The organism is Chitinophaga silvatica, assembly GCF_003419895.1.
GTDB lineage: Bacteria > Bacteroidota > Bacteroidia > Chitinophagales > Chitinophagaceae > Chitinophaga > Chitinophaga silvatica.
The window spans coordinates 446656-465848 of record NZ_QPMM01000006.1; the positions used below are offsets into that span (position 1 = coordinate 446656).

The following is a 19193-nucleotide window of genomic DNA, read 5'->3' on the forward strand; positions in this document are numbered from 1 at the left end:
TAGTAGAACACCATCCTGGCTTTTTCAGTTTAAAACCTTTATTTATTAGAAGATAAAAACAGCTTAAAATAGTCAGCCCACGCCTTTCCCAGCATTGGCGGTACTGCATTTCCAATCTGAACATAATAATTACGTTTGTTGGAAGAAAGCACTTCAAAATCATCAGGAAAAGATTGAATTCTAAGGCCCTCTCTTAAGCTAATCAGTCTTTCTGTTTTATAATGAATATTACAACCTACATTAAGTCTGTTGAAATGTGTATTTAGCGTATATGAAGGCTTATCTTCACTTAAACGGCCATATGTGGTAGTACGGCCTCCTGTTTTCTTGAAGTTTAAAATCCTTTTGGTTGCCACACTATCAGGTACATTTACATAGTTGCCACCCGGAGGTATATGACTAATCAGTTCTTTATCCTTGGCACTGGCGTATGGGGTAACATGAAGGGAATAGCTATCTGTAGTGGCAAGCCGCATTAATTTCTGATATTCCGAAACCGGGCTTTGAATATACTTACAAACACCTGTTTCTGAAGTTTCCGATAAATCTGATAATGCATCATATGCACTTACCCAACCTGGCAGTTTTTCGCCTTCTTCCGAATTGGTAGGAACTGGTTTTTCAATAGTTTTCCCAATCTTATTACCTACAATAAAAACCCTTTGCCTTCTTTGTGGTACACCATAATCTGCTGCATTCAGCTTATTTACTGTAATGCTGTAACCCAATTGTTCAAAAGCTTTTACCAGATTGTCAATTACTCTGGTGCCATCAGGATTTTTAGCCGATGAAATGCCTGTAACATTCTCAAACAGAAATATTTTCGGATTTACATGCTCCAGTACTTTCAGGTACGACCAAACAAGATTGGATCTTTCATCTTTCGGATCGCGTTTCCCTACTAAAGAAAAAGACTGGCAGGGAGGCCCTCCAATCATTACATCTGCCTGTGGAATACTATTTACATCTACAGTGTTGATATCTCCATGTACGATATGATCACCAATATTTTTCTTATAAGTTTCACAGGCATCCTTGAGGAAATCATTAGCCCAGATAATATCGTATCCGGCCTGTTTGAAGCCCAGATCCAAACCTCCACATCCTGCAAATAAACTTACTACTTTTATCGTATTCATATTCTTCTATCCTCTACTAAATCTGCTAAGAATAATTCAAAATAATCTACCATTTCTTCCACAGTTCTAAAACCAAGATGATCACGAGAAAATATAATGCTTCCTATAGCAATATCAAGGTTTCTTCTTGGGGTATTAGTTCCTTCATCACCACTAAATTCAATATTTGCCGCATTCAGACTAAGAAATTCGTTAACAACATTATCAATTTCTGATTGCGTGATACTCGATAAATCCGGAATCCTGAATCGCTTGATCTGAAAACCTTCGAGCTTGCGAAGACCCTCCTGGTTACTAGCATTTAATTCGAACTGAATCTGCCCAAATACTGAAAGTAAAAACGAAGATACAAATTGATATTGCAATTCATCATTTACATTCACATTATGATTCTGTAAATCGTTACAATAAAAGAAATTGCTCGACAGGGTTATATTCACGGCATGTGGATTATAATAAACAACATGCTTGGTTCTGTCGGCCCGCGGTATTAGTATCTTTGGTATTAGGGTATTGTTAAATGCACTATTAACTACCTTCTTCCAGGTTGGTTCGGTAAACTCTGTTATACAATCATTGTAGAACTCCACGAACGCCGAATTACCCTGCAGGTGTGGCAATAAGCCATAAGGTTGAGTGTCGTCGAATTTCCCCGGAAAATGAAATGCTTCATCAATACTAAGGTCGTTTAAGGAGAGACTAAAATTTCTCCTTACCATATTATTTTGAATACCGTGTCCTATTTGGCCATTCAGGGCAGTTGGCAGTGTAATTTCGGTTCTTGGTTGACTCGCCTGCGCGGTACCTGGCCGTTTACCATACCCTTTGTAGCTGGAAGTGCGATTATCTCTGGTTGGAAAAATAATAGTGGATGCACCATTGGATTCTGCATTTCCTCTGGCTATTACCGAAAAATGATGATCTATATTTCTGAACAATGGCAGATTGTAAACATCTTCATACCTTCTGTCATTAATATAGTTCTTCCAATTATCGGCAGCATTGAGCGATGTTCTTGGTACTACGCTTAATTTGTAGGAGGCGGTAACGGTATCCTGCTGCGTGTTTAAGATCGACTTAACGCTTTCCGGATTTAATAAAATGTTTTCGTCAGCAATTTTGAGAAAGGAAATATTGGCCGAATTATTTCCATTTTTAAGGATCACAATGGCGGTAGTTACTGCAAAGTCCTGGAAATACTTACGGGGATAGGTAATAATAGCTTCGGCTTTATCTAAAAGAAAGGCTTTTAGATGCTCCCCATCCTTATTGTTCAGAAATTTAGCCATTAAAATGATGCCGGCTTTCCCATTGTTGTTGAGATAGTGCCATATATAATTTACAAAGTAAAAGTATAAATTCGGTTGCTGGGCATCAGATACAAAACAGTTGACACCCGTGGCCTGTATGGCATTTATCATGGCTGTTTTACGAGCGCCCGAAATGGAGGTTTTATGATTATCATTTCTGAGAAATGGTGAATTCATAAGCACCACATCATATTGTAAAGGCCTGCTATTTTGAAAGATATCCCCAATCTGGATGTTTGCCTGGGTTGTATTATTTACCTGGGTCAGGTTTTTAGTCAGAAGTCTGAAAGCTGCAAGCTGAGATAAAAACGGATCTATTTCAAGTCCGTCGACTTGCGACAATATTTCATTATGTGACTTAACTCTATTGGCTGTAGAAGCAATCAGGCTAATCTGATCATATGCAGCATCCAATAAAGCCCCATCCCCACATCCCGGATCTAAAACCCTGGCGGTATCTGAGTCAATGCACAGTGCTGCCAGTAAGTTAGACAGTTCACTGTCCGACATTATTTTTCCTTCACTATGCATTTCATCTCTGTCATAAATTCCGGATGTCAGTAAATTGAAAAAGTAGGAAGGAGAATCGTTGTTGGCAACAGCATGGCTATTATAGTTGATAAGACACTGAATCAGATTCTTGAAATATTGTAACTGCTGATCGGTAAGATTATTAGGGAAAATGCGCTGATTTTGACTGGGATGATCAGAGAAAATCTGACGAAAGTCCAGTTGCATTATCCTTGTGTAATTAGTACTCAATATCCTGATGAAGTCGGAAAGGCTGGTACCAGCAGTTGGGAAATTGCGGAAATATGCCGAATTAGGGCTATTCCTTTGTTGATAGTAGTCTTTCAGGTATGCATAAGCCAAGAGCCTGAAAAGCTCATACAATGGAAGCTCTGAATTTCCATGAAGAGTACTTTTTAGACCTATATAATTACTATGGAATGTTTCGATAATATGCTCCCAATTATTATCCCAGTCTGGATTGGTTCTGTTGAAAATAACAGGAAGTATTGTTTCAAAGGCATTTTGCAAACCAGCTACGGCGTCTGTTGCATCATGAGTAGCCGGATTGAATTTAGGATTCTGTATTGGATTATTCCTTAAGACACAGGACATTAGTGGCCCGTTTCTATCGGCCAAGAGAATTAACCGCTCAATATTTGTAATACAGAAATATTTATGGTAGCCTACCGCCCAGTGCGGACCGGCATCTGTGACATAAGACCTTGTCTGGTTCTGGTAGCGTTGCGATTCAACATCTCTTTCGGTTCTCTTTACTTCGCAGATAAAAATGTAATGATGGTTCGACTTTAATCTTATTGCAAAGTCGGGGGTAATGCTACTATTTGGGATAGAAGGATGATGAACAATTTCGGCAATGTTATTATACCCCTTATTAACCAGCGCATTTTGCAGGGCTTGCTCAACAAGAGGATGGAAGTCTGCTACCTCGTCATAATTGTACCATAATTGTGGCATATCAACTTATATATTTTTTTAATTCCGTTTCCAAATCTTCCAACGTAATTTTATTTGATGCTACCTGATTGTACTCTGCAAGCAGTATTTCGTCTATCTGTCTTATTAACTGGTGGTTTCTTCCGGTGTAGCGATTTTGGTTCCTAAGTTCAGTGCCGGAAGACTTTAATTTTGAGATAGTATCCTGGGCAAGCTTATTGATATTCATAACCGGAACATCGGCAAATTCATATAACTGAATTTTACGCAATCCGTTCCCCTGGCTTCTCGATTTTTGTAATACTGAGATTCTGGTAAAGCTTGAATTCAGAATGGCAAGATGTGCATCTGGCTCTTCCTGAATTTGCATAATATAAAAGTTATCTGAGGCATAATATTGTTGTTCATTCAGAATGAAATCAATATTTTTTCGAAGGTAATAGTTGAAAATGAAGTTACCAGGCTTCTTCAGATTGATCTTATACCAATTCTTACCACTCTTGATCTTATCCTTTACCGCTTTATACTTATCTTCTGAATTAGTAATAATATCTTTCACTTCAACCAGATATGATTTTGTTTCCCCAGTGGCTTCCTCATTTATGGACAGTAAGTAATCGGTATGAGATTTTGCGCTATATAGTGGAACTTTCGATACATCCTTGATGATAGGCACAGACTCCTCAAAGCGCTTGGTGTCGTGCAGGAAGAAGTCATTAACTCCTGATGCAATGCCTCGTTGAATAGGCTGATCCGAAATACTTTTGAGCTGCGAAAAAATCCAGGTTTCAAAATCAATACTACTTAATCTCCAACTGTTAAAATTGTAATCAGGAAAATCCTTCTCCTGTATTATTGTGGGCGTATACGCGTCAAAATCGTTTATGGATGTAATGCTTTGAAAAGAATCAAAAGCATAGTAGCTAACAGCCTGACCTTTTCGTTTCTTTTCTTTACAGAATTCTATTATCGTTGCTCCCACTTCTGCATCCTCAAACGCATTATGTTTAAAATGGTATATATTTTTCAGCGTACCAAGGGTTAGGAAGATATTTTTCAGTTCTTTACCAAAGGAACTGTATAACCAACTATCGTAAATAATAGCCACCATTGTTCCTTTATCCTTGAGATGCTGGATCGATTTTATCAGGAAGTATACGTAGAGGTTAGATTGGGTAGGAATCTGTTTTGATAATTCTTCTCCGATATTTTCAGTTGCCAGTTTTTTGGTATTTACCCCGTTAGAGAGCAACTCTTGTCTGACATACGGAGGATTTTGAATGATATAGTCGAACTTCTGAGATATTGGATAGGTTAGAAAGTTATCTAATACCAATTCCCTGTTTTTTTCTTTGTAAAAACTTTCAGTAGCTGGAGTGATCAGATTTTTATCGATTTCTATTCCTATGAGGGAAGGTTGAAACGATAGATCGGAAAAGCAGGATAGAAAAGTATTAGGGCCGATGCAAGGATCCAAAACCCCCTGTTTGGGTTTCAGATCTTTTTTAATGATAGAAGCCATTACCTGAGCAATGGTTTTGGGCGTAAATACCTGGCCTAATTTCTTTTTTCTTTCCTCAGAAGATAGGTTTGCTAACTGCTGCAGCTCCTCTTTTTTGGAATGTATAGCCATGTTGATCGCTGAAGAAGTTGTTTCCCCTACCTCGTTATATGTACTGTTTTCTGCCCTTCTCATGTTTGGTGATCCCTTTAGCTAAAATTATATATTGGAAATTGACTATGTAAACTTTATTGGTATTTTCCCAAAAAATCATTGATTCATTCAAGTTAAACAAACCTCGTTTATAACACAAATGTAAATTTTTTAGCGCTTACTAAAAGTAACCCTGTTTAGTTTATTAATTTTGCATTTATGATCCATATAATTAATACTGTAGCAGAGAAAGAGTATATCGCGTTAGTTGAGGTATGGGAAGCTTCAGTGAGAGCTACACATCATTTTTTGTCGGAGGCAGATATCCAGTTTTTCAAGCCGCTAATCCTTAATGAATATCTTAAGGCTGTAGAGCTATTTTGTGTGAAATCGGACAGTGGAGAAATTCTGGGTTTTATTGGAATTGCTGAGAACAAGGTAGAGATGTTGTTCATTGATCCGGTGGTCAGAGGACAAGGAATAGGAAAGGCATTACTTCAATATGCGATAAAAGAAAAAGCCATTAATGCTGTTGATGTAAATGAGCAAAACGAACAAGCCGTGGGATTTTATCTACACGAGGGTTTTAAGGTAACTGGTCGATCTGCTGTAGATGGAATGGGCAAACCATTTCCTATATTATTTATGGAATTATAAAATAATATCTACTCAAAAAATGCTGGCGAATACCTGACAAGGCCCTTTACATTTTTAAGGCTACCTGGTACCAGTTCAAGTACCATGCAGTTTTCAGCAGGTACGTCAAAAGGAAATCTTATCCCGAAATTTTCAGCCGGTTGATACCCAAATTTAGGATAGTAGGTTTCATGACCTAATACCACAACAGATTGATAGCCCAGGCTTCTTGCTTTATTATGTGCATATTCAATTAGTTGGCCTCCAATTCCCTTGTATTGATGAGTCGGTAATACAGCCACTGGTGCCAATGCAAGGGAAGGAGTTAGTTCTTCATTCTGCTGAATGTCGATTTCTGTTAATAGGATATATCCTACTATTTCTCCATCCTGCTCTGCGACTATAGATAACTCATTTACAAAGGCCTGCGATTTCCTTAATCTTTCGACCAGAAATTGTTCCTTATGATCGCTATGCATTTCATCTCTGAATGCAGCTTCAAGTAAAGTAAATACAATTGGGTAATCTTTGGGCTCTTCACGCCTGATGATCATTGTAATTAATTGTTAATGACTGTATTAAAACTTGATTAAATATACAGCCTTAAAGGATATCGAAAAAATAGATATTCTTTTGTACTTTGTAGTAATACCACTATTTGACCTTTTCTGCTGTTCCACTCCATTTTATACTAAATGCACAAATCGACATGAAATCTTATTGTTTTTCTCTTCTGTTCTTCATGTTAATATGGCAAGGCAATTTATTGGCACAGGAGAAAGAAGATTCTGTTTATTCCAAAATACTTGGCGAACAACGATACCTGCAAGTATATCTGCCAGACAATTATAGTAAAGATAAAAAGTACGATGTTGTTTATGCATTGGATGGAGAAATGTTAGGTAGATTTATTCCACCTGTGCTTTCCTTCTCTCAGGAAAATGAACTTATGCCTCCGGTTATCGTAATTGGTATTAAGAATATTTACTGGTACGATAAAAATGAAAATTCCAGAGACCGGGATCTGCTACCTCAGAAAGTAGAGGGCTCTCCATTATCGGGAGGGGCTGATAACTTTATTAAGGTCATTAATTCAGAGATCATTCCTTATATCAACGCACATTATGCTACCAGTGGAAAAAATATCCTGTTTGGGCACTCGTATGGTGGACTGTTTACTGTATATACGTTCCTGAAAAATCCTGATATCTTTGATAGCTTTATAGCTTCAGATCCGGCACTGTGGTGGAATGATGGATTTGTTCTCAAGCTGGCAGAACAAAGCTTCCCAAATGTAAGTAGGCTCCATACTCTTTTTGTCGGGGGCCGCGATGGTCAGATCTTTGAAGCTTTTGGAATTAAGAAGCTGGAAGACCTGTTAAACAAGCAAACCAGTGAATATTTACGTTGGCAGGTTGTAAAGAACCCTGATGAACATCATGGATCAGTAAGGCTAAAAAATATCTATGACGGATTAAAATTTACCTACTTTGGCTATAGCTCGTTTATGCTTGATTTTTTTCCATTGTCAGGAATTATAGCACAGAATAAACCTGTTCCCATTTATCTGTATAGTACCTATCTGCAAATGAATCCCGGTATCAGATACACAACAGATGGAGCCGAGCCTACCCCACACTCTAAGAAATACGACTATGGGATGTTGATAACTAATCCCGCAATACTTACAATGAAACAATTTTCGAATTATGGTGAAGATAAGGTGATGAAAGGAATTTTTAAATCAGGAAATATATTTTCGGCAATTGTACCTCCGTCGAAAATAGAGGCTGGTGGCTTTAATTATACCTTTTATAATTACGACACAACTACCTTGATTATTGATTCATTAAAACCACTGAGTAAAGGGATTACTGATAACTCGTTTAGTGTATATAGTTATACTGGTAATACTCCATTTGCTTGTAAAGTTGATGGATATCTGAAGTGCTTAAATACGGGTTATTATACTTTTTTTATTGATGCCGACTATATTGCCAGATGGTATGTAGATAACCAATTGTTATTAACTATCAATCAACCTGCCGATAAGCTTAGTAGTAAATCTTATGTTTTGCCTTTAGCCAAGGGATTCCATCATTTTAAACTGGAGTATCTTCATAAAGGTGGAGATAAGAATTTGTCTATCACCTATCTGAACCAGGCATTCGGGGATAAATCTACTTTAGCAAAATTACCTATAGGAATACCATTTTCGCTTCAGTATAATAATGTCAGCTCTCCATCTAAAAAAATGCCCTGAAATAAGGCCTGCTCGTCAGCGGCGAGAACTGCCAGGGAATTGAGGAGAATATTATTAAGAAGGCTATTGTATACCAGATTGCTACTGTTTTAAATTTTTCTAAATCGTTGGTTTTTTTCTTTGAAACAGATGATCCTACTGTAATGAGGATAACTGCAGTAAGCATCATGGTAATATGTTCGAGTCCAAAGAACCGGATTTCCCGTAATTTGATAGCTTCCTTAAAATGTGTGAGAAAATACCGCACAACTGGGCTAATGACATATAGAATTATACCTATCAGCATTTGAAGTTGAGCCACTTCAACGGCTATACGTTGAATCGCAAGATCTTTGTTCCTAAACTGCCTGTTCTTAAACCAACCGATGAATGCATTGACAATTGCTACAAACAGAGATATAACTACCAGCCAGCGGATAAGCGAATGTATTGCCAATAAGATAGGATACATCTTAAAAATTATATTGGTATGCCCAAAGATAATATTTTAAGAAAGCTGATCTATTTTTTTGGAGATAACTTGTTGTTCTATTCCTGATTTGGCCAGACGTAGTGCCTTTTCATAATAACTGCGCTGCAGTGGTTCATTATGATGCAATTCGGCCAGCAGTAGCCAGTAAAAGTGATTATTTTCCATATTAAGTGCCAGTACCTCAGGAAGGGCAGCTGCCTTGCCTTTAGCCTTATACAATGCATATAGTCGATTCAGCGCAATGGAGTGTGAATAGCTTAGTAGCAGTAGCTGATCATATAACCAAAGGATACTATTCCATTTCTCAGGAGTATCTTCTTTTTGTATATGCCAGGAAGCAATCCTGGCTTCCAGGTGATAGGTGGTTAGTTCACTGCCTGTAGTTGCAGATCCTAAATATCTTATCCCCTGGCGGATCAGTTGTTTATCCCACAAGTCTTCATCCTGTTCCTCATAAAGAATAGCACTGGTATCGCTACTTATACGGGCATCCAATCTCGATGCATTGAAACACATCAGTGCTATAAGAGCGTGGGTTTCCGGCAGATTGGTAGGAGCATACTCTGTAAGCATCAATCCTAACCGGAGGGCTTCTATACAAAGCTCTTTCCGCAGGATTTCATTTTGAGTTTGAGAATAATATCCTTCATTGAATAATAAATATATTATTCGCAAAACTGTTTGTAGTCTGGCTGGTAGAACCGCCGGATCTGGGAAAGCCAGATCTACTTTTTCTTCTCTTAATTTTTCTTTAGCCCTGTATAATCTTTTGTTAATGGTATCCTTACTGGTAAGAAATGCCTCGGCTATTTCATCAATTCCAAAACCACAAAGGATACGTAGTGCAAGTCCTATTTGGGATTCACTGGCAATAGCCGGGTTGCAAATGGCAAAAAGCATTTGCAACTGGCTATCACGTATTTGTTCAGGAGAGAAATCAGGTGTTTGCATTTCTTCTGCTTCCTCTTCGGGTTTAATGGCTGGAAGTACTTTACTATTATAAATACTTTGCCTTCTGAATTGGTAAGCTAATTTTTGCCTGGCCACAGCATATAACCAGGCAGTTGGATTATCAGGCATTCCGTTCATTCCCCAATATTCTGCGGCTGTAAGAAATGTTTCGCTGATAATATCTTCTGCCAGGGTTATATTCTGGAGTCCATATTTCTTACTTATTACAGCAACCATTTTCGCAAATTCCTTTTGAAAAAGTTGCTTAAGAGATTCGTTATATCCCATACTTAATATTGAAACAATGGTCTTACTTCTACACTTCCTCCTATATCAAGGATTGGGCATCCGTGTGCCAGTGTTGTGGCTTCTTCAAGATTTTCGGCTCTAACCAGGAATAATCCACCAAGCCTTTCTTTTATTTCAACAAACGGACCATCTGTTACGATACCCCCGGGTTTAAGTACTTTCCCAAATGGAGCCAGGCGGGTATTACAAATAAAACGATCCTGTTCTTTCAGATTGCTTACCCAGCTTTCCCATTTTTGGGCTAGTTTTTCCATTTCTTTGGGCGATAATGCTGTGTTGTCGATTTGCTCTTGCTGTCTGAAGAGTAATGCAAATTCTTCCATTCTTAAGGATTTGAGGGTATTAGAATACTAAATTATAATTAATTGGTGAGCTTAGGCATATTGGCCAGGTTGATAATCACCAGCCGGTGTTCTGAATGCAACATTAAGTCTGTTATACCCATTGATAGTGATTACAGCACTGGAAAGATGTACCAGTTCTTCAGGTGTAAAATGTTCAGTCGCTGTATTATATACTTCATCAGATACACCGTCCGGCGCCAGATTTGTAAGTGCTTCAGCCCAGGCTAAAGCAGCTTTCTCTCTGTTGGTATAGACTTTTGCTTCACGCCATGCACCTAATAGGAGCATACGTTGTTCTGTTTCTCCCATTTCCCTTAAATCTTTCGTATGCATATCCAGGCAAAAACCGCAACCATTGAGCTGTGACACTCTTATATATATAAGATGTAACAATTTTTGATCTATTGCTTTACCGGCAACATTACCTAATGTATAAAGCGCTTTTAATACCGGACCACCAATTGCGAAAAAATTTAATCTCTGTTTCATAATCTTAGTTTTTATGTTTTTATACATTGGAGATGCTCGGATAAAAGAAAATAGGACAGATAGACGAAAAATTTTTTAAAAAAAATAGAAGTTCGATTTAAGTAATTGATTTTTAATCTCTTTTTTATGGAACTCTGGCAGTCTTTTGTTATATTTAACCTAGCACCAAAAACATCGATATGCTCATAGTAGTTCTCTCGGGGTTTTTATTTGCGTTTCTGACGTTACTATCCGGCAAGCTGGTACGAAATAGCCTGTCGTGGTTTCCTGCTTTGTTGCCCCTGGCACTCTTTATTTATTTCATGTCATATATCCCGGTAGTTGCTGCCGGTCCGGTTAGGTTTCATTATCCCTGGGTTACATCTATGGGGGTGGATCTTGATTTTAAGCTGGATGGGTTGGCTATGCTTTTTAGTTTGCTTATCACCGGTATTGGCACCTGCATCTTTGTATACGCTTCCTATTATTTAAAAGGAAACAAATACCTGGATCGTTTTTTCTGCTATCTGAGCATTTTTATGGCAGCCATGTTAGGGATGGTACTGGCAGATAATCTGATCATCCTTTTCATCTTCTGGGAACTTACAAGTATAAGTTCCTATTTTCTGATAGGGTTTAATAATGAAGAGAAAAAGTCGCGCCGTAATGCGTTGATGGCATTAACAATAACAGGGGCGGGTGGGTTTTTATTAATGGCTGGTTTTATCCTTATTGGAAGTATTTCGGGTACTTATTCTATAAATAGCTTAATCGCCTCAGGTGGTAGCTTACAGCAACATGCATTATACGGGTGGATGATTTTGTTCATCTTCGCGGGGGCTTTCACGAAGTCTGCACAATTCCCGTTTCACTTCTGGCTGCCCGGGGCCATGGTAGCTCCTACACCAGTATCGGCCTATCTGCATTCGGCCACAATGGTGAAAGCCGGAATTTATTTACTGGCAAGATTTACTCCAATCCTGGGCCATACTACATCCTGGAGTACTACGCTCATTATAGTTGGCGGTATTACGATGCTCTACAGTGCTTTTCATTCCTTACAGCGGATAGATTTGAAAGAGATTCTCGCTTACAGCACTATAGCAGCCTTAGGAACCCTGGTGTTTTTACTGGGTATAGGCACTTCCAATGCTTTACTGGCTGCTGCGGTATTCATACTTGTGCATGCTCTTTATAAAGCTGCTTTGTTTATGGTAGCAGGAATTCTGGATCATGAAACCGGCACAAGAAATATCGGGATGTTAAGAGGTCTTAAAAAAGTAATGTGGCCTGTTGCCCTGGCGGGTATGTTGGCCGCTTTTTCCAGTGCTGGTATTCCTCTTACCTTTGGATTTATTGGAAAGGAACTAATCTATGAGTCAACATTCCATGCTCCATATATCGCAGTTATTCTAACCCTGATTGCTTTATTTACCAATATATTAATTCTCTATGCCGGCTTCCAGGCAGGTATCAGACCATTCACCGGAAAACTATCGGGGGTACATCAGCATTTGCATATTCCCAGCTTTCGGCTTTGGCTTCCGCCCTTACTACTGGCATTGCTGGGAGTTGTATTAGGAATATGGCCTTCACTGGTTGACGGGCCACTGATCAGACCAGTGTATACAGCCTTGGGAGAAACAACCATTTTGTCGCCGTTACTGTTGTGGCACGGCTTTAACTGGGTAGTAGTACTGAGTATAGTTACTATTATTGCAGGCTGCCTGTTATATTATTTATTTGTACCATCAAGAAGTTATATTCCACTAACGGATAAGTGGCTGCATTTAAGCCCTGAAGCCCTCACGGTTCGACTAGGCAGAGCATTCATACATTTTTCCAACAGGTATACTAATCTGTTCCATAACGGATTTTTACGTTCATACGTCAGCGTGATTATAGTCTTTATTACTTGCCTCCTGGCTATGAAGTTAATCACAGGTGTGGATGTACATTTCGATATTAAAACGAATATATCTGATATTCGTTCATACGACATTGTGATATTCCTTATAATTATAGCTGCCATCTGGAAGAGTATATCTACTTCCTCAAGGATCAACGCTGTTGCCAGTCTTAGTGTAGTGGGTTATTGCATTTGCCTGTTATTTGTAATATACAGTGCCCCCGATCTGGCAATGACACAGTTTACCATCGATACACTTACGGTTGTATTATTTGTACTGGTCCTTTTCAGGTTACCTCCGTTTTTGAAAATTAATGACAGGCGGGTGATTCTAAGAGATTCTGTAATAGCTACTGCATTTGGGTTATTAATTGCCATAATAGCATTGGAGGTAATGAATGAACCAACTACTAAGGATATAAGTAAATTTTACTCAGAGAATGCATATTTATTAGCGAAAGGTAAAAACGTAGTAAATGTAATGCTGGTAGATTTCAGAGGCTTTGATACCCTGGTAGAAATTACAGTATTAACCATTGCAGCCCTGGGCGTATATAGCTTAATGAAACTGAGAGTTAGCTCAACCACCAAAGAATAGATTATGAAAAGTATTATTTTAAAAACAGCTTCTAATTACCTGTTGCCACTTTTGCTATTGTTTGCAGTATTTATTCTGCTGCGTGGGCATTATAAGCCCGGGGGGGGGTTCGTAGGTGGACTAATCGCCAGTATAGCATTTGTATTACATTCATTTGCGAATGGATTACAGAATACCAGGAAGTTATTACGATATCCTCCGGGTGCCTTTATCCCGGTGGGATTGGCTATTTCATTACTGAGTGGTTTGGCACCTATGCTCATAGGAAAACCGTTTATGTCGGGTGAGTGGTTGTCTGTTCAGGTGCCGATTATCGGGCTTATTGGTACACCACTATTCTTTGATATAGGTGTTTTCTTTGTAGTGATAGGGGTTACACTAACCATATTGTTTACCATTTCTGAAAGTATTCTATAATATGGAACTATTGCTGTTAATATTGGTGGGAGTATTATATGCCACAGGCATTTTTATGATGTTGAGAAGAAGCATGGTTAAATTGCTGATAGGGCTGATTCTATTAGGGAATGGTGCCAATATGCTGATTTTTCTTTTAGGTGGAATTACCAGAGGTAAGCCACCAATTATCGGAGATGCAGATAAAGTACTTACAGGCATATATGCAGATCCGGTACCTCAATCTTTAATCCTGACAGCAATAGTAATCAGCTTTGGATTACAATCTTTTGCCATTGTACTCCTAAAAAGAGTACATGCTCTTATACAAACAGATGACCTGAACGACCTTAATACACCGGATACAAGTATATGATAGATCGCTACATAATTCTTCCCATTATAGCTCAGATGTTCACAGCCGTGCTACTGATTTTTTTCTGGCGCAAGGTAGTTGTTCAGCGTATTATTAGTGTATTAGGGAGCTTGGTGGTATTAGTACTGAGTATTGGTTTGTTTTCGAAGACCTGGCATTGGGGGTATCTGGTAATGCAGGCTGGCAACTGGAAGGCTCCATTTGGAATCACCTTTGTTTCAGATGCCTTTAGCAGTACCATGGTTTTATTAACCGGCTTCAGTGGCCTGGCGGTAAGTATGTATTCAACGGTGGGAATAAGCCGGCAACGTATTCAATATGGCTTCTTTCCGATTTTTCATTTTTTGCTGTTAGGTTTAAATGGTGCATTTCTGGCAGGAGATATTTTCAATTTATATGTTTGGTTTGAAGTGATAATTATTTCCTCTTTTGTGTTGATGACTTTGGGAGGCAAAAAACCACAGGTAGAAGGAGGTATTAAATATGTAACGCTTAACTTACTGGCTTCTGTCATGTTTTTAACAGCAATCGCCATATTGTATGGGTTGACGGGTAGTTTGAATATGGCGGATCTTTCGTTGAAAATGGCTACAATACATAACAAAGGGTTAATAGGTGTTACAGGATTATTATTCTTTATTGGTTTTGGAATTAAATCGGCTGTTTTTCCACTATATTTTTGGTTGCCATCTTCTTATCATACACCTCCTTCAGCCATAGCAGCTATTTTTGGAGGATTGTTAACCAAAGTGGGCATTTATGCACTGATCAGAGTATATACGCTCATATTTATACCAGATACGTTTACAAAAAATATTTTCCTGATTATTGCCAGCCTCACATTATTAACAGGCGCATTTGGAGCATTAACCAAACGAAATATGAGGATGATGTTCTCCTACCTTATAGTTTGCCATATTGGTTATTTGCTGGGAGGACTGGGAATGTATACTACACTTGCACTTGCGGGAACAATCTTTTATCTGATTCATGATATTATTGTTAAAACAACGCTATTCCTGGTAAGTGGACTGATTTACAAAATCAGGGGAACAATGAATATGGATGAATTGGGGGGATTGTATGAAGATTACCCGAAGTTATCCTTGCTGATGGCGATAGTTTTCTTTTCGTTGGTTGGAATTCCGCCGCTGTCGGGGTTTTGGCCAAAAATATATTTGTTTCGGGAAACGTTTACTACCCATTCCTGGTATCTGTTGGTAGCGATGATTCTGGCAAGTTTGCTTACGCTTTATGTGATAGCAAAAATGTGGGGAGATGTTTTTTGGAAGAAAAAACCTGCGATTGAAAAATCGACAGATGATTTTGCAGCGATGAATTGGAGAAGCAAATTTATGCTGGTGGCTCCAATAGCATTGTTGGTTTTTATTTCATTGTATATAGGTTTTTGTGCTGAGCGTATAAATGTGTTGTCGGAAAGGATAGCTAATGATCTACTACATCCAAAACCTTATATAGAAGCAGTGATGGGGCCGAAAGAGATTATATCACCACAAAGTAATTGAATATGATAAAACAATTTCTCTTGAACATAATGCTTACCCTTACCTGGGTTATGCTAACAGGTGAATTTGTGTTTGTGAATTTCGTATTCGGTTTCGCATTAAGCTATGGTATTTTATGGGTTATTTCACATAATACCGATGGCAGAAAATATTTTACCAGGGTTCCTGCTGTAATAGGATTTATTTTCTTTTTTATTTATGAATTGATCAAAGCAAATCTGCAGGTGGCTTATGATGTAATAACCCCTAAGTTTTTTATGAAGCCGGGTATAGTACGTTATCCGCTTGATGCAAAAACAGATTTGGAAATAACTTTTTTTACCAATCTGATTTCATTGACACCTGGAACTTTGATATTGGATGTTAGTGATGATAAAAAGGTGGTTTATATCCATGTGATGTACCTGGAAGATAAAGAAGTATTTATTAAACAGACAAAAGGAGGATTGGAGAAACGTTTATTAGATATTTTAAGATGAATCTGAATAATTATCTGACATATGTTGTTTTACCTATTTTATCGGTAGCCGTATTACTGGTGGCTTATCGGTTCTTTAAAGGGCCGACCATTGTTAACAGGGTTATTGCACTCGATTTGCTGATTACCATTGGAATTGGCATTATTACTATTTATAGTATTCAAACTAATCAATCTACTTTTTTAGATGATGGGATGATCCTTGCATTGATAGCCTTTTTAGGAACGGTAGCGTTTTCTTATTACCTGGAAAAAAAGAAGAACAATGAGTGACTTTCTTATAATGTTTTTGTGTACACTGGGCGCTATAGTTGTGTTGATAGCAGCAATCGGAATTGTGCGGATGCCCGATTTCTATCTGCAATTATCAGTAACTATTAAAGCGGCTGTATTAGGTATTGGATTATTATTAGCTGCGGCGGCTATATTTTTTGCAGACGTATCTATCACTACCAAGGTATTGGCTATAACATTTTTTTTAGTGCTTACAGCACCGGTTGCGGGGCATGTGATAGGCCGTGCTGCCTATCTTATAGGAACAAAGCTTTGGAAAAAGTCTGTGTTGGATGAGCTGAAGGGCAAGTATGACGAGCATACCAACTACCTCGGGAGTGGGGAAGAAGATAAATAGAGGATGTATCAACAGAATTGTTAGATACATCCTCATTGAATTTATTAGTTATAATAACTCCAACCCTACTATTGGCATTTCCATAATATTTGCAACTAAATCATTCCAAATAGTTCATTTACAATAATTTCAGATTACCTATGCATTTAAAAGTTGGTATTAACGATTAGGGTATTTCTGCTTGCGGTAGCAAAATCCATTGCAATTACTCCATATCTTCCATGAGTGTTATTAGTGAAATATGTATCGAGTTGTGGATTGATGGAATTAGATACAGTAGTGATACTTGGAATGCCAAAAATCAATGACTTATATCCACTGGAATAGTTGAGATACAGTACAGAAGAACTACCGCTATATGCTTCGGATAGCAGATTGGTGATGCTGGTCCATTTTCCACTATTATCGGGTACAACATATTGGTCCTGAACTCTTAAGTTTGCGCTACCATTATTTATGGAGAAAGTAGTATTATCGGCCCAGTTGGTAGCATCAATACCTTTCGGTGTGTTGGAAGCCCCAAATCGTCTTACCAGTACAATTTTGCCTCTTACAGATCCCAGATTGGGAATTGTAGCACCCAAGTTCCACTTAGAGGGTTGTAATTGTGTATAACTGTCGAAAGTTTGCTCAAAAGAGCGGGTGTTGTTGGTCGGGTCATATTCTTCCTTAACGCTCATAATAATGGTTTCAGTTGGGTTGGCTGCCAGGAAGTCGTAGCACATGGTTAATACATCTGTAAAGTTCATGTTCTGATAAATGGAGCCATGGTGTATGGCAAAAGCATCACCGATATGTCTACATCTGATATCCAGATACCTGGTGCCGGCGTCTAGCTGTTCACGGATCGAGAGGGTCTGACATTTGGCTGTGCCACCTACAGGTTCTACTCGTGCCCCACTATCGTGAGTTCCGGGAATAGACAATGCGGAAAGGGAGGTGTTGTCATTTACAGCGCTCATCCAGCTATTTAAGGAGTAGGTGAGCAAAGAAGTTGATAGTTCACTGTTGCCTGCAGAGAGCTTTGATTGAGTGGCAGGATTTGTAAGGTCTTTTTTACAGCCAGAGAATACAAAAGCAAGAAAGGCAAACAAATAGAGTTGATACTTCATAAAGTATTATTTTTTTTATAAACATAATACCTACCACTGCCTGATTACCGCAGTATTATTTTTTTTCTGTTAATACCCAACCTTTCGTTTATTCTTTCCCGTTTACTATAATAAATGATTTCTATGAAACATATACCGATTTATCTTTTGTTTGCGGTAATTGGCACCTTTATTATAATGGGATGTCGTAAGGAACAAAACTTGCAATTCGATAGTTTGGGCAATAAGATTATGTCTATAACCGATTCATCTGGTCATCCGCACGATACCATTAAAAACCCACAAGACACGATTAAGAATCCACATGACACAATTAAAAATCCAAATGACACAATCAGAATTCCGCATGATACGATTAAAAATCCCCACGATACTATCCATCCACATGATACAATTATAGTTAATCCGCACGATACGATTCGTCCACCACGCGATACTGTTCGTCCACCATTCGACTCTGTGTTTCATGGTAAAAGTTTTGCAAGTTGAGTATCTTGTAAATTGAAAATACTAATAACTATCTTATACAAATAAGGATTGCCACGGTAACGTGTAAACGTTCCGTGGTTATCTCTATTGAATTATAAATGATTCTGTAAGCTGTACGTCGCTTTTTGGAAGATATTCAACATTTGATTAAGGAGTGTTTAGCTAACAACAGGTTAGGCCAGGAGAAACTTTATAAAAAGTTTTATCCTTCGCTATTCCTATTGTGTAGAAAGTTTTATAATAACGATGTAGATGCAATGGAAGCCTTAAATGATGGAATGCTACAGGTATTTACCCAACTTCATAAATACGACGATACAAAAGGTACCTTATATAACTGGGCCTACACCGTAGTGCGAAACGTGGTGCTGGATAAACTTAGATTAAAAAAATGGCCCCCACTATATGAAATAACTGAGGAGTCTAAAACTGTTGATGCTGGGGTGCTAAAACAACTTGAATGGAAAGATATTTACAAATTATTAGACAATCTACCTCCTGCTACGAGGATAGTTTGTTCCTTATTCTATCTGGAAGATTTTTCAATTAAAGAAATCAGCACAAATATTAAATTAAGTGAAGGAACCGTTAAATGGCATCTTAGTGAAGCCAGAAATAAAATGAAACCAATACTGGAAAAACATTACCAGAAAAAATAATTGCCA

The 19193-nt window shown here is 38.2% G+C and carries 20 protein-coding genes; 11 read left to right on the forward strand and 9 right to left on the reverse strand.

Translation table 11 applies throughout. The features are described from left to right. Positions 1–38: 38 nt before the first annotated feature. Genes DVR12_RS12985 through DVR12_RS12995 form a run of 3 tightly spaced genes read right to left on the reverse strand, consistent with a single transcriptional unit; the run spans position 39 to position 5612 of the window. Entirely contained in the window at positions 39–1139 is a 1101-nt protein-coding gene (locus tag DVR12_RS12985; RefSeq protein WP_116976096.1) for a DNA cytosine methyltransferase, read from the reverse strand. Next, positions 1136–3937 carry a BpuSI family type II restriction endonuclease gene (locus DVR12_RS12990; protein ID WP_116976097.1) on the reverse strand — a complete coding sequence of 934 codons (2802 nt, stop codon included), beginning with the start codon at positions 3935–3937 and terminating at the stop codon, positions 1136–1138. Before DVR12_RS12990 ends, DVR12_RS12985 begins: the two co-directional genes overlap by 4 nt. A gap of 1 nt (position 3938) precedes the next feature. Beyond that, positions 3939–5612: an N-6 DNA methylase gene (locus DVR12_RS12995; protein WP_116976098.1), complete on the reverse strand. Its 1674-nt coding sequence runs from the start codon at positions 5610–5612 to the stop codon at positions 3939–3941. A gap of 177 nt (positions 5613–5789) precedes the next feature. Here DVR12_RS12995 and DVR12_RS13000 point away from each other — a divergent pair, with 177 nt between their 5' ends. Further along, entirely contained in the window at positions 5790–6227 is a 438-nt protein-coding gene (locus tag DVR12_RS13000) for a GNAT family N-acetyltransferase (RefSeq protein ID WP_116976099.1), read from the forward strand. An 8-nt stretch (positions 6228–6235) separates the two neighbouring features. Here the strand turns inward: DVR12_RS13000 and DVR12_RS13005 are convergent, their stop codons facing one another. Next, a complete protein-coding gene (locus DVR12_RS13005; RefSeq protein WP_116976100.1) occupies positions 6236–6760 on the reverse strand; it encodes a GNAT family N-acetyltransferase in 525 nt (174 codons plus the stop codon). A gap of 155 nt (positions 6761–6915) precedes the next feature. Between DVR12_RS13005 and DVR12_RS13010 the strand changes: the two genes are divergently transcribed. After that, complete coding sequence (locus tag DVR12_RS13010) at positions 6916–8469, forward strand: alpha/beta hydrolase-fold protein (RefSeq protein WP_116976101.1); 1554 nt, start codon at positions 6916–6918, stop codon at positions 8467–8469. Here the strand turns inward: DVR12_RS13010 and DVR12_RS13015 are convergent. The 4 genes from DVR12_RS13015 to DVR12_RS13030 are packed head-to-tail and all read right to left on the reverse strand — an operon-like array spanning position 8453 to position 11034. Next, complete coding sequence (locus DVR12_RS13015) at positions 8453–8920, reverse strand: hypothetical protein (RefSeq protein WP_116976102.1); 468 nt, start codon at positions 8918–8920, stop codon at positions 8453–8455. The genes DVR12_RS13010 and DVR12_RS13015 overlap by 17 nt on opposite strands. Before the next feature lie 36 nt (positions 8921–8956). After that, positions 8957–10180 (reverse strand): RNA polymerase sigma factor, encoded by a 1224-nt coding sequence (locus DVR12_RS13020; RefSeq protein WP_116976103.1) that lies wholly within the window; start codon positions 10178–10180, stop codon positions 8957–8959. Between the two features lie 2 nt (positions 10181–10182). Beyond that, positions 10183–10524 (reverse strand): YciI family protein, encoded by a 342-nt coding sequence (locus DVR12_RS13025; RefSeq protein ID WP_116976104.1) that lies wholly within the window; start codon positions 10522–10524, stop codon positions 10183–10185. A 51-nt stretch (positions 10525–10575) separates the two neighbouring features. Then, a complete protein-coding gene (locus DVR12_RS13030; RefSeq protein ID WP_116976105.1) occupies positions 10576–11034 on the reverse strand; it encodes a carboxymuconolactone decarboxylase family protein in 459 nt (152 codons plus the stop codon). A gap of 179 nt (positions 11035–11213) precedes the next feature. Here DVR12_RS13030 and DVR12_RS13035 point away from each other — a divergent pair, with 179 nt between their 5' ends. Genes DVR12_RS13035 through mnhG form a run of 7 tightly spaced genes read left to right on the forward strand, consistent with a single transcriptional unit; the run spans position 11214 to position 16927 of the window. Then, the gene (locus tag DVR12_RS13035; protein WP_116976106.1) at positions 11214–13520 is read left to right on the forward strand and encodes a putative monovalent cation/H+ antiporter subunit A; all 2307 of its coding nucleotides are present in this window, start codon (positions 11214–11216) and stop codon (positions 13518–13520) included. A 3-nt stretch (positions 13521–13523) separates the two neighbouring features. Beyond that, the gene (locus DVR12_RS13040; RefSeq protein ID WP_116976107.1) at positions 13524–13937 is read left to right on the forward strand and encodes a Na+/H+ antiporter subunit B; all 414 of its coding nucleotides are present in this window, start codon (positions 13524–13526) and stop codon (positions 13935–13937) included. A 1-nt stretch (position 13938) separates the two neighbouring features. After that, complete coding sequence (locus DVR12_RS13045) at positions 13939–14292, forward strand: Na+/H+ antiporter subunit C (protein WP_116976108.1); 354 nt, start codon at positions 13939–13941, stop codon at positions 14290–14292. A 35-nt stretch (positions 14293–14327) separates the two neighbouring features. Continuing rightward, complete coding sequence (locus tag DVR12_RS13050) at positions 14328–15818, forward strand: proton-conducting transporter transmembrane domain-containing protein (RefSeq protein ID WP_199417097.1); 1491 nt, start codon at positions 14328–14330, stop codon at positions 15816–15818. A 2-nt stretch (positions 15819–15820) separates the two neighbouring features. After that, the gene (locus DVR12_RS13055) at positions 15821–16297 is read left to right on the forward strand and encodes a Na+/H+ antiporter subunit E (RefSeq protein ID WP_116976110.1); all 477 of its coding nucleotides are present in this window, start codon (positions 15821–15823) and stop codon (positions 16295–16297) included. Beyond that, entirely contained in the window at positions 16294–16569 is a 276-nt protein-coding gene (locus DVR12_RS13060; RefSeq protein ID WP_116976111.1) for a cation:proton antiporter, read from the forward strand. Before DVR12_RS13055 ends, DVR12_RS13060 begins: the two co-directional genes overlap by 4 nt. Further along, a complete protein-coding gene (mnhG, locus tag DVR12_RS13065) occupies positions 16562–16927 on the forward strand; it encodes a monovalent cation/H(+) antiporter subunit G (RefSeq protein WP_116976112.1) in 366 nt (121 codons plus the stop codon). The genes DVR12_RS13060 and mnhG overlap by 8 nt, the downstream gene beginning before the upstream one ends. A gap of 146 nt (positions 16928–17073) precedes the next feature. Here mnhG and DVR12_RS13070 read toward each other — a convergent pair whose 3' ends face one another. Then, the gene (locus DVR12_RS13070) at positions 17074–18039 is read right to left on the reverse strand and encodes a phosphatidylinositol-specific phospholipase C (RefSeq protein WP_116976113.1); all 966 of its coding nucleotides are present in this window, start codon (positions 18037–18039) and stop codon (positions 17074–17076) included. 177 nt (positions 18040–18216) lie between these two features. Between DVR12_RS13070 and DVR12_RS13075 the strand changes: the two genes are divergently transcribed. Both DVR12_RS13075 and DVR12_RS13080 read left to right on the forward strand, forming a co-directional pair. Beyond that, positions 18217–18528: a hypothetical protein gene (locus tag DVR12_RS13075; protein WP_147323453.1), complete on the forward strand. Its 312-nt coding sequence runs from the start codon at positions 18217–18219 to the stop codon at positions 18526–18528. A gap of 125 nt (positions 18529–18653) precedes the next feature. After that, positions 18654–19187 (forward strand): RNA polymerase sigma factor, encoded by a 534-nt coding sequence (locus DVR12_RS13080; RefSeq protein WP_116976115.1) that lies wholly within the window; start codon positions 18654–18656, stop codon positions 19185–19187. Positions 19188–19193: the final 6 nt, after the last annotated feature.

Bases quoted from the DNA above. Each gene is read 5' to 3' on its own strand.
- DVR12_RS12985 (WP_116976096.1), bottom strand. From the start codon at position 1,139: ATGAATACGATAAAAGTAGTAAGTTTATTTGCAGGATGTGGAGGTTTG.
- DVR12_RS12990 (WP_116976097.1), bottom strand. From the start codon at position 3,937: ATGCCACAATTATGGTACAATTATGACGAGGTAGCAGACTTCCATCCT.
- DVR12_RS12995 (WP_116976098.1), bottom strand. From the start codon at position 5,612: ATGAGAAGGGCAGAAAACAGTACATATAACGAGGTAGGGGAAACAACT.
- DVR12_RS13000 (WP_116976099.1), top strand. From the start codon at position 5,790: ATGATCCATATAATTAATACTGTAGCAGAGAAAGAGTATATCGCGTTA.
- DVR12_RS13005 (WP_116976100.1), bottom strand. From the start codon at position 6,760: ATGATCATCAGGCGTGAAGAGCCCAAAGATTACCCAATTGTATTTACT.
- DVR12_RS13010 (WP_116976101.1), top strand. From the start codon at position 6,916: ATGAAATCTTATTGTTTTTCTCTTCTGTTCTTCATGTTAATATGGCAA.
- DVR12_RS13015 (WP_116976102.1), bottom strand. From the start codon at position 8,920: ATGTATCCTATCTTATTGGCAATACATTCGCTTATCCGCTGGCTGGTA.
- DVR12_RS13020 (WP_116976103.1), bottom strand. From the start codon at position 10,180: ATGGGATATAACGAATCTCTTAAGCAACTTTTTCAAAAGGAATTTGCG.
- DVR12_RS13025 (WP_116976104.1), bottom strand. From the start codon at position 10,524: ATGGAAGAATTTGCATTACTCTTCAGACAGCAAGAGCAAATCGACAAC.
- DVR12_RS13030 (WP_116976105.1), bottom strand. From the start codon at position 11,034: ATGAAACAGAGATTAAATTTTTTCGCAATTGGTGGTCCGGTATTAAAA.
- DVR12_RS13035 (WP_116976106.1), top strand. From the start codon at position 11,214: ATGCTCATAGTAGTTCTCTCGGGGTTTTTATTTGCGTTTCTGACGTTA.
- DVR12_RS13040 (WP_116976107.1), top strand. From the start codon at position 13,524: ATGAAAAGTATTATTTTAAAAACAGCTTCTAATTACCTGTTGCCACTT.
- DVR12_RS13045 (WP_116976108.1), top strand. From the start codon at position 13,939: ATGGAACTATTGCTGTTAATATTGGTGGGAGTATTATATGCCACAGGC.
- DVR12_RS13050 (WP_199417097.1), top strand. From the start codon at position 14,328: ATGTTCACAGCCGTGCTACTGATTTTTTTCTGGCGCAAGGTAGTTGTT.
- DVR12_RS13055 (WP_116976110.1), top strand. From the start codon at position 15,821: ATGATAAAACAATTTCTCTTGAACATAATGCTTACCCTTACCTGGGTT.
- DVR12_RS13060 (WP_116976111.1), top strand. From the start codon at position 16,294: ATGAATCTGAATAATTATCTGACATATGTTGTTTTACCTATTTTATCG.
- mnhG (WP_116976112.1), top strand. From the start codon at position 16,562: ATGAGTGACTTTCTTATAATGTTTTTGTGTACACTGGGCGCTATAGTT.
- DVR12_RS13070 (WP_116976113.1), bottom strand. From the start codon at position 18,039: ATGAAGTATCAACTCTATTTGTTTGCCTTTCTTGCTTTTGTATTCTCT.
- DVR12_RS13075 (WP_147323453.1), top strand. From the start codon at position 18,217: ATGGGATGTCGTAAGGAACAAAACTTGCAATTCGATAGTTTGGGCAAT.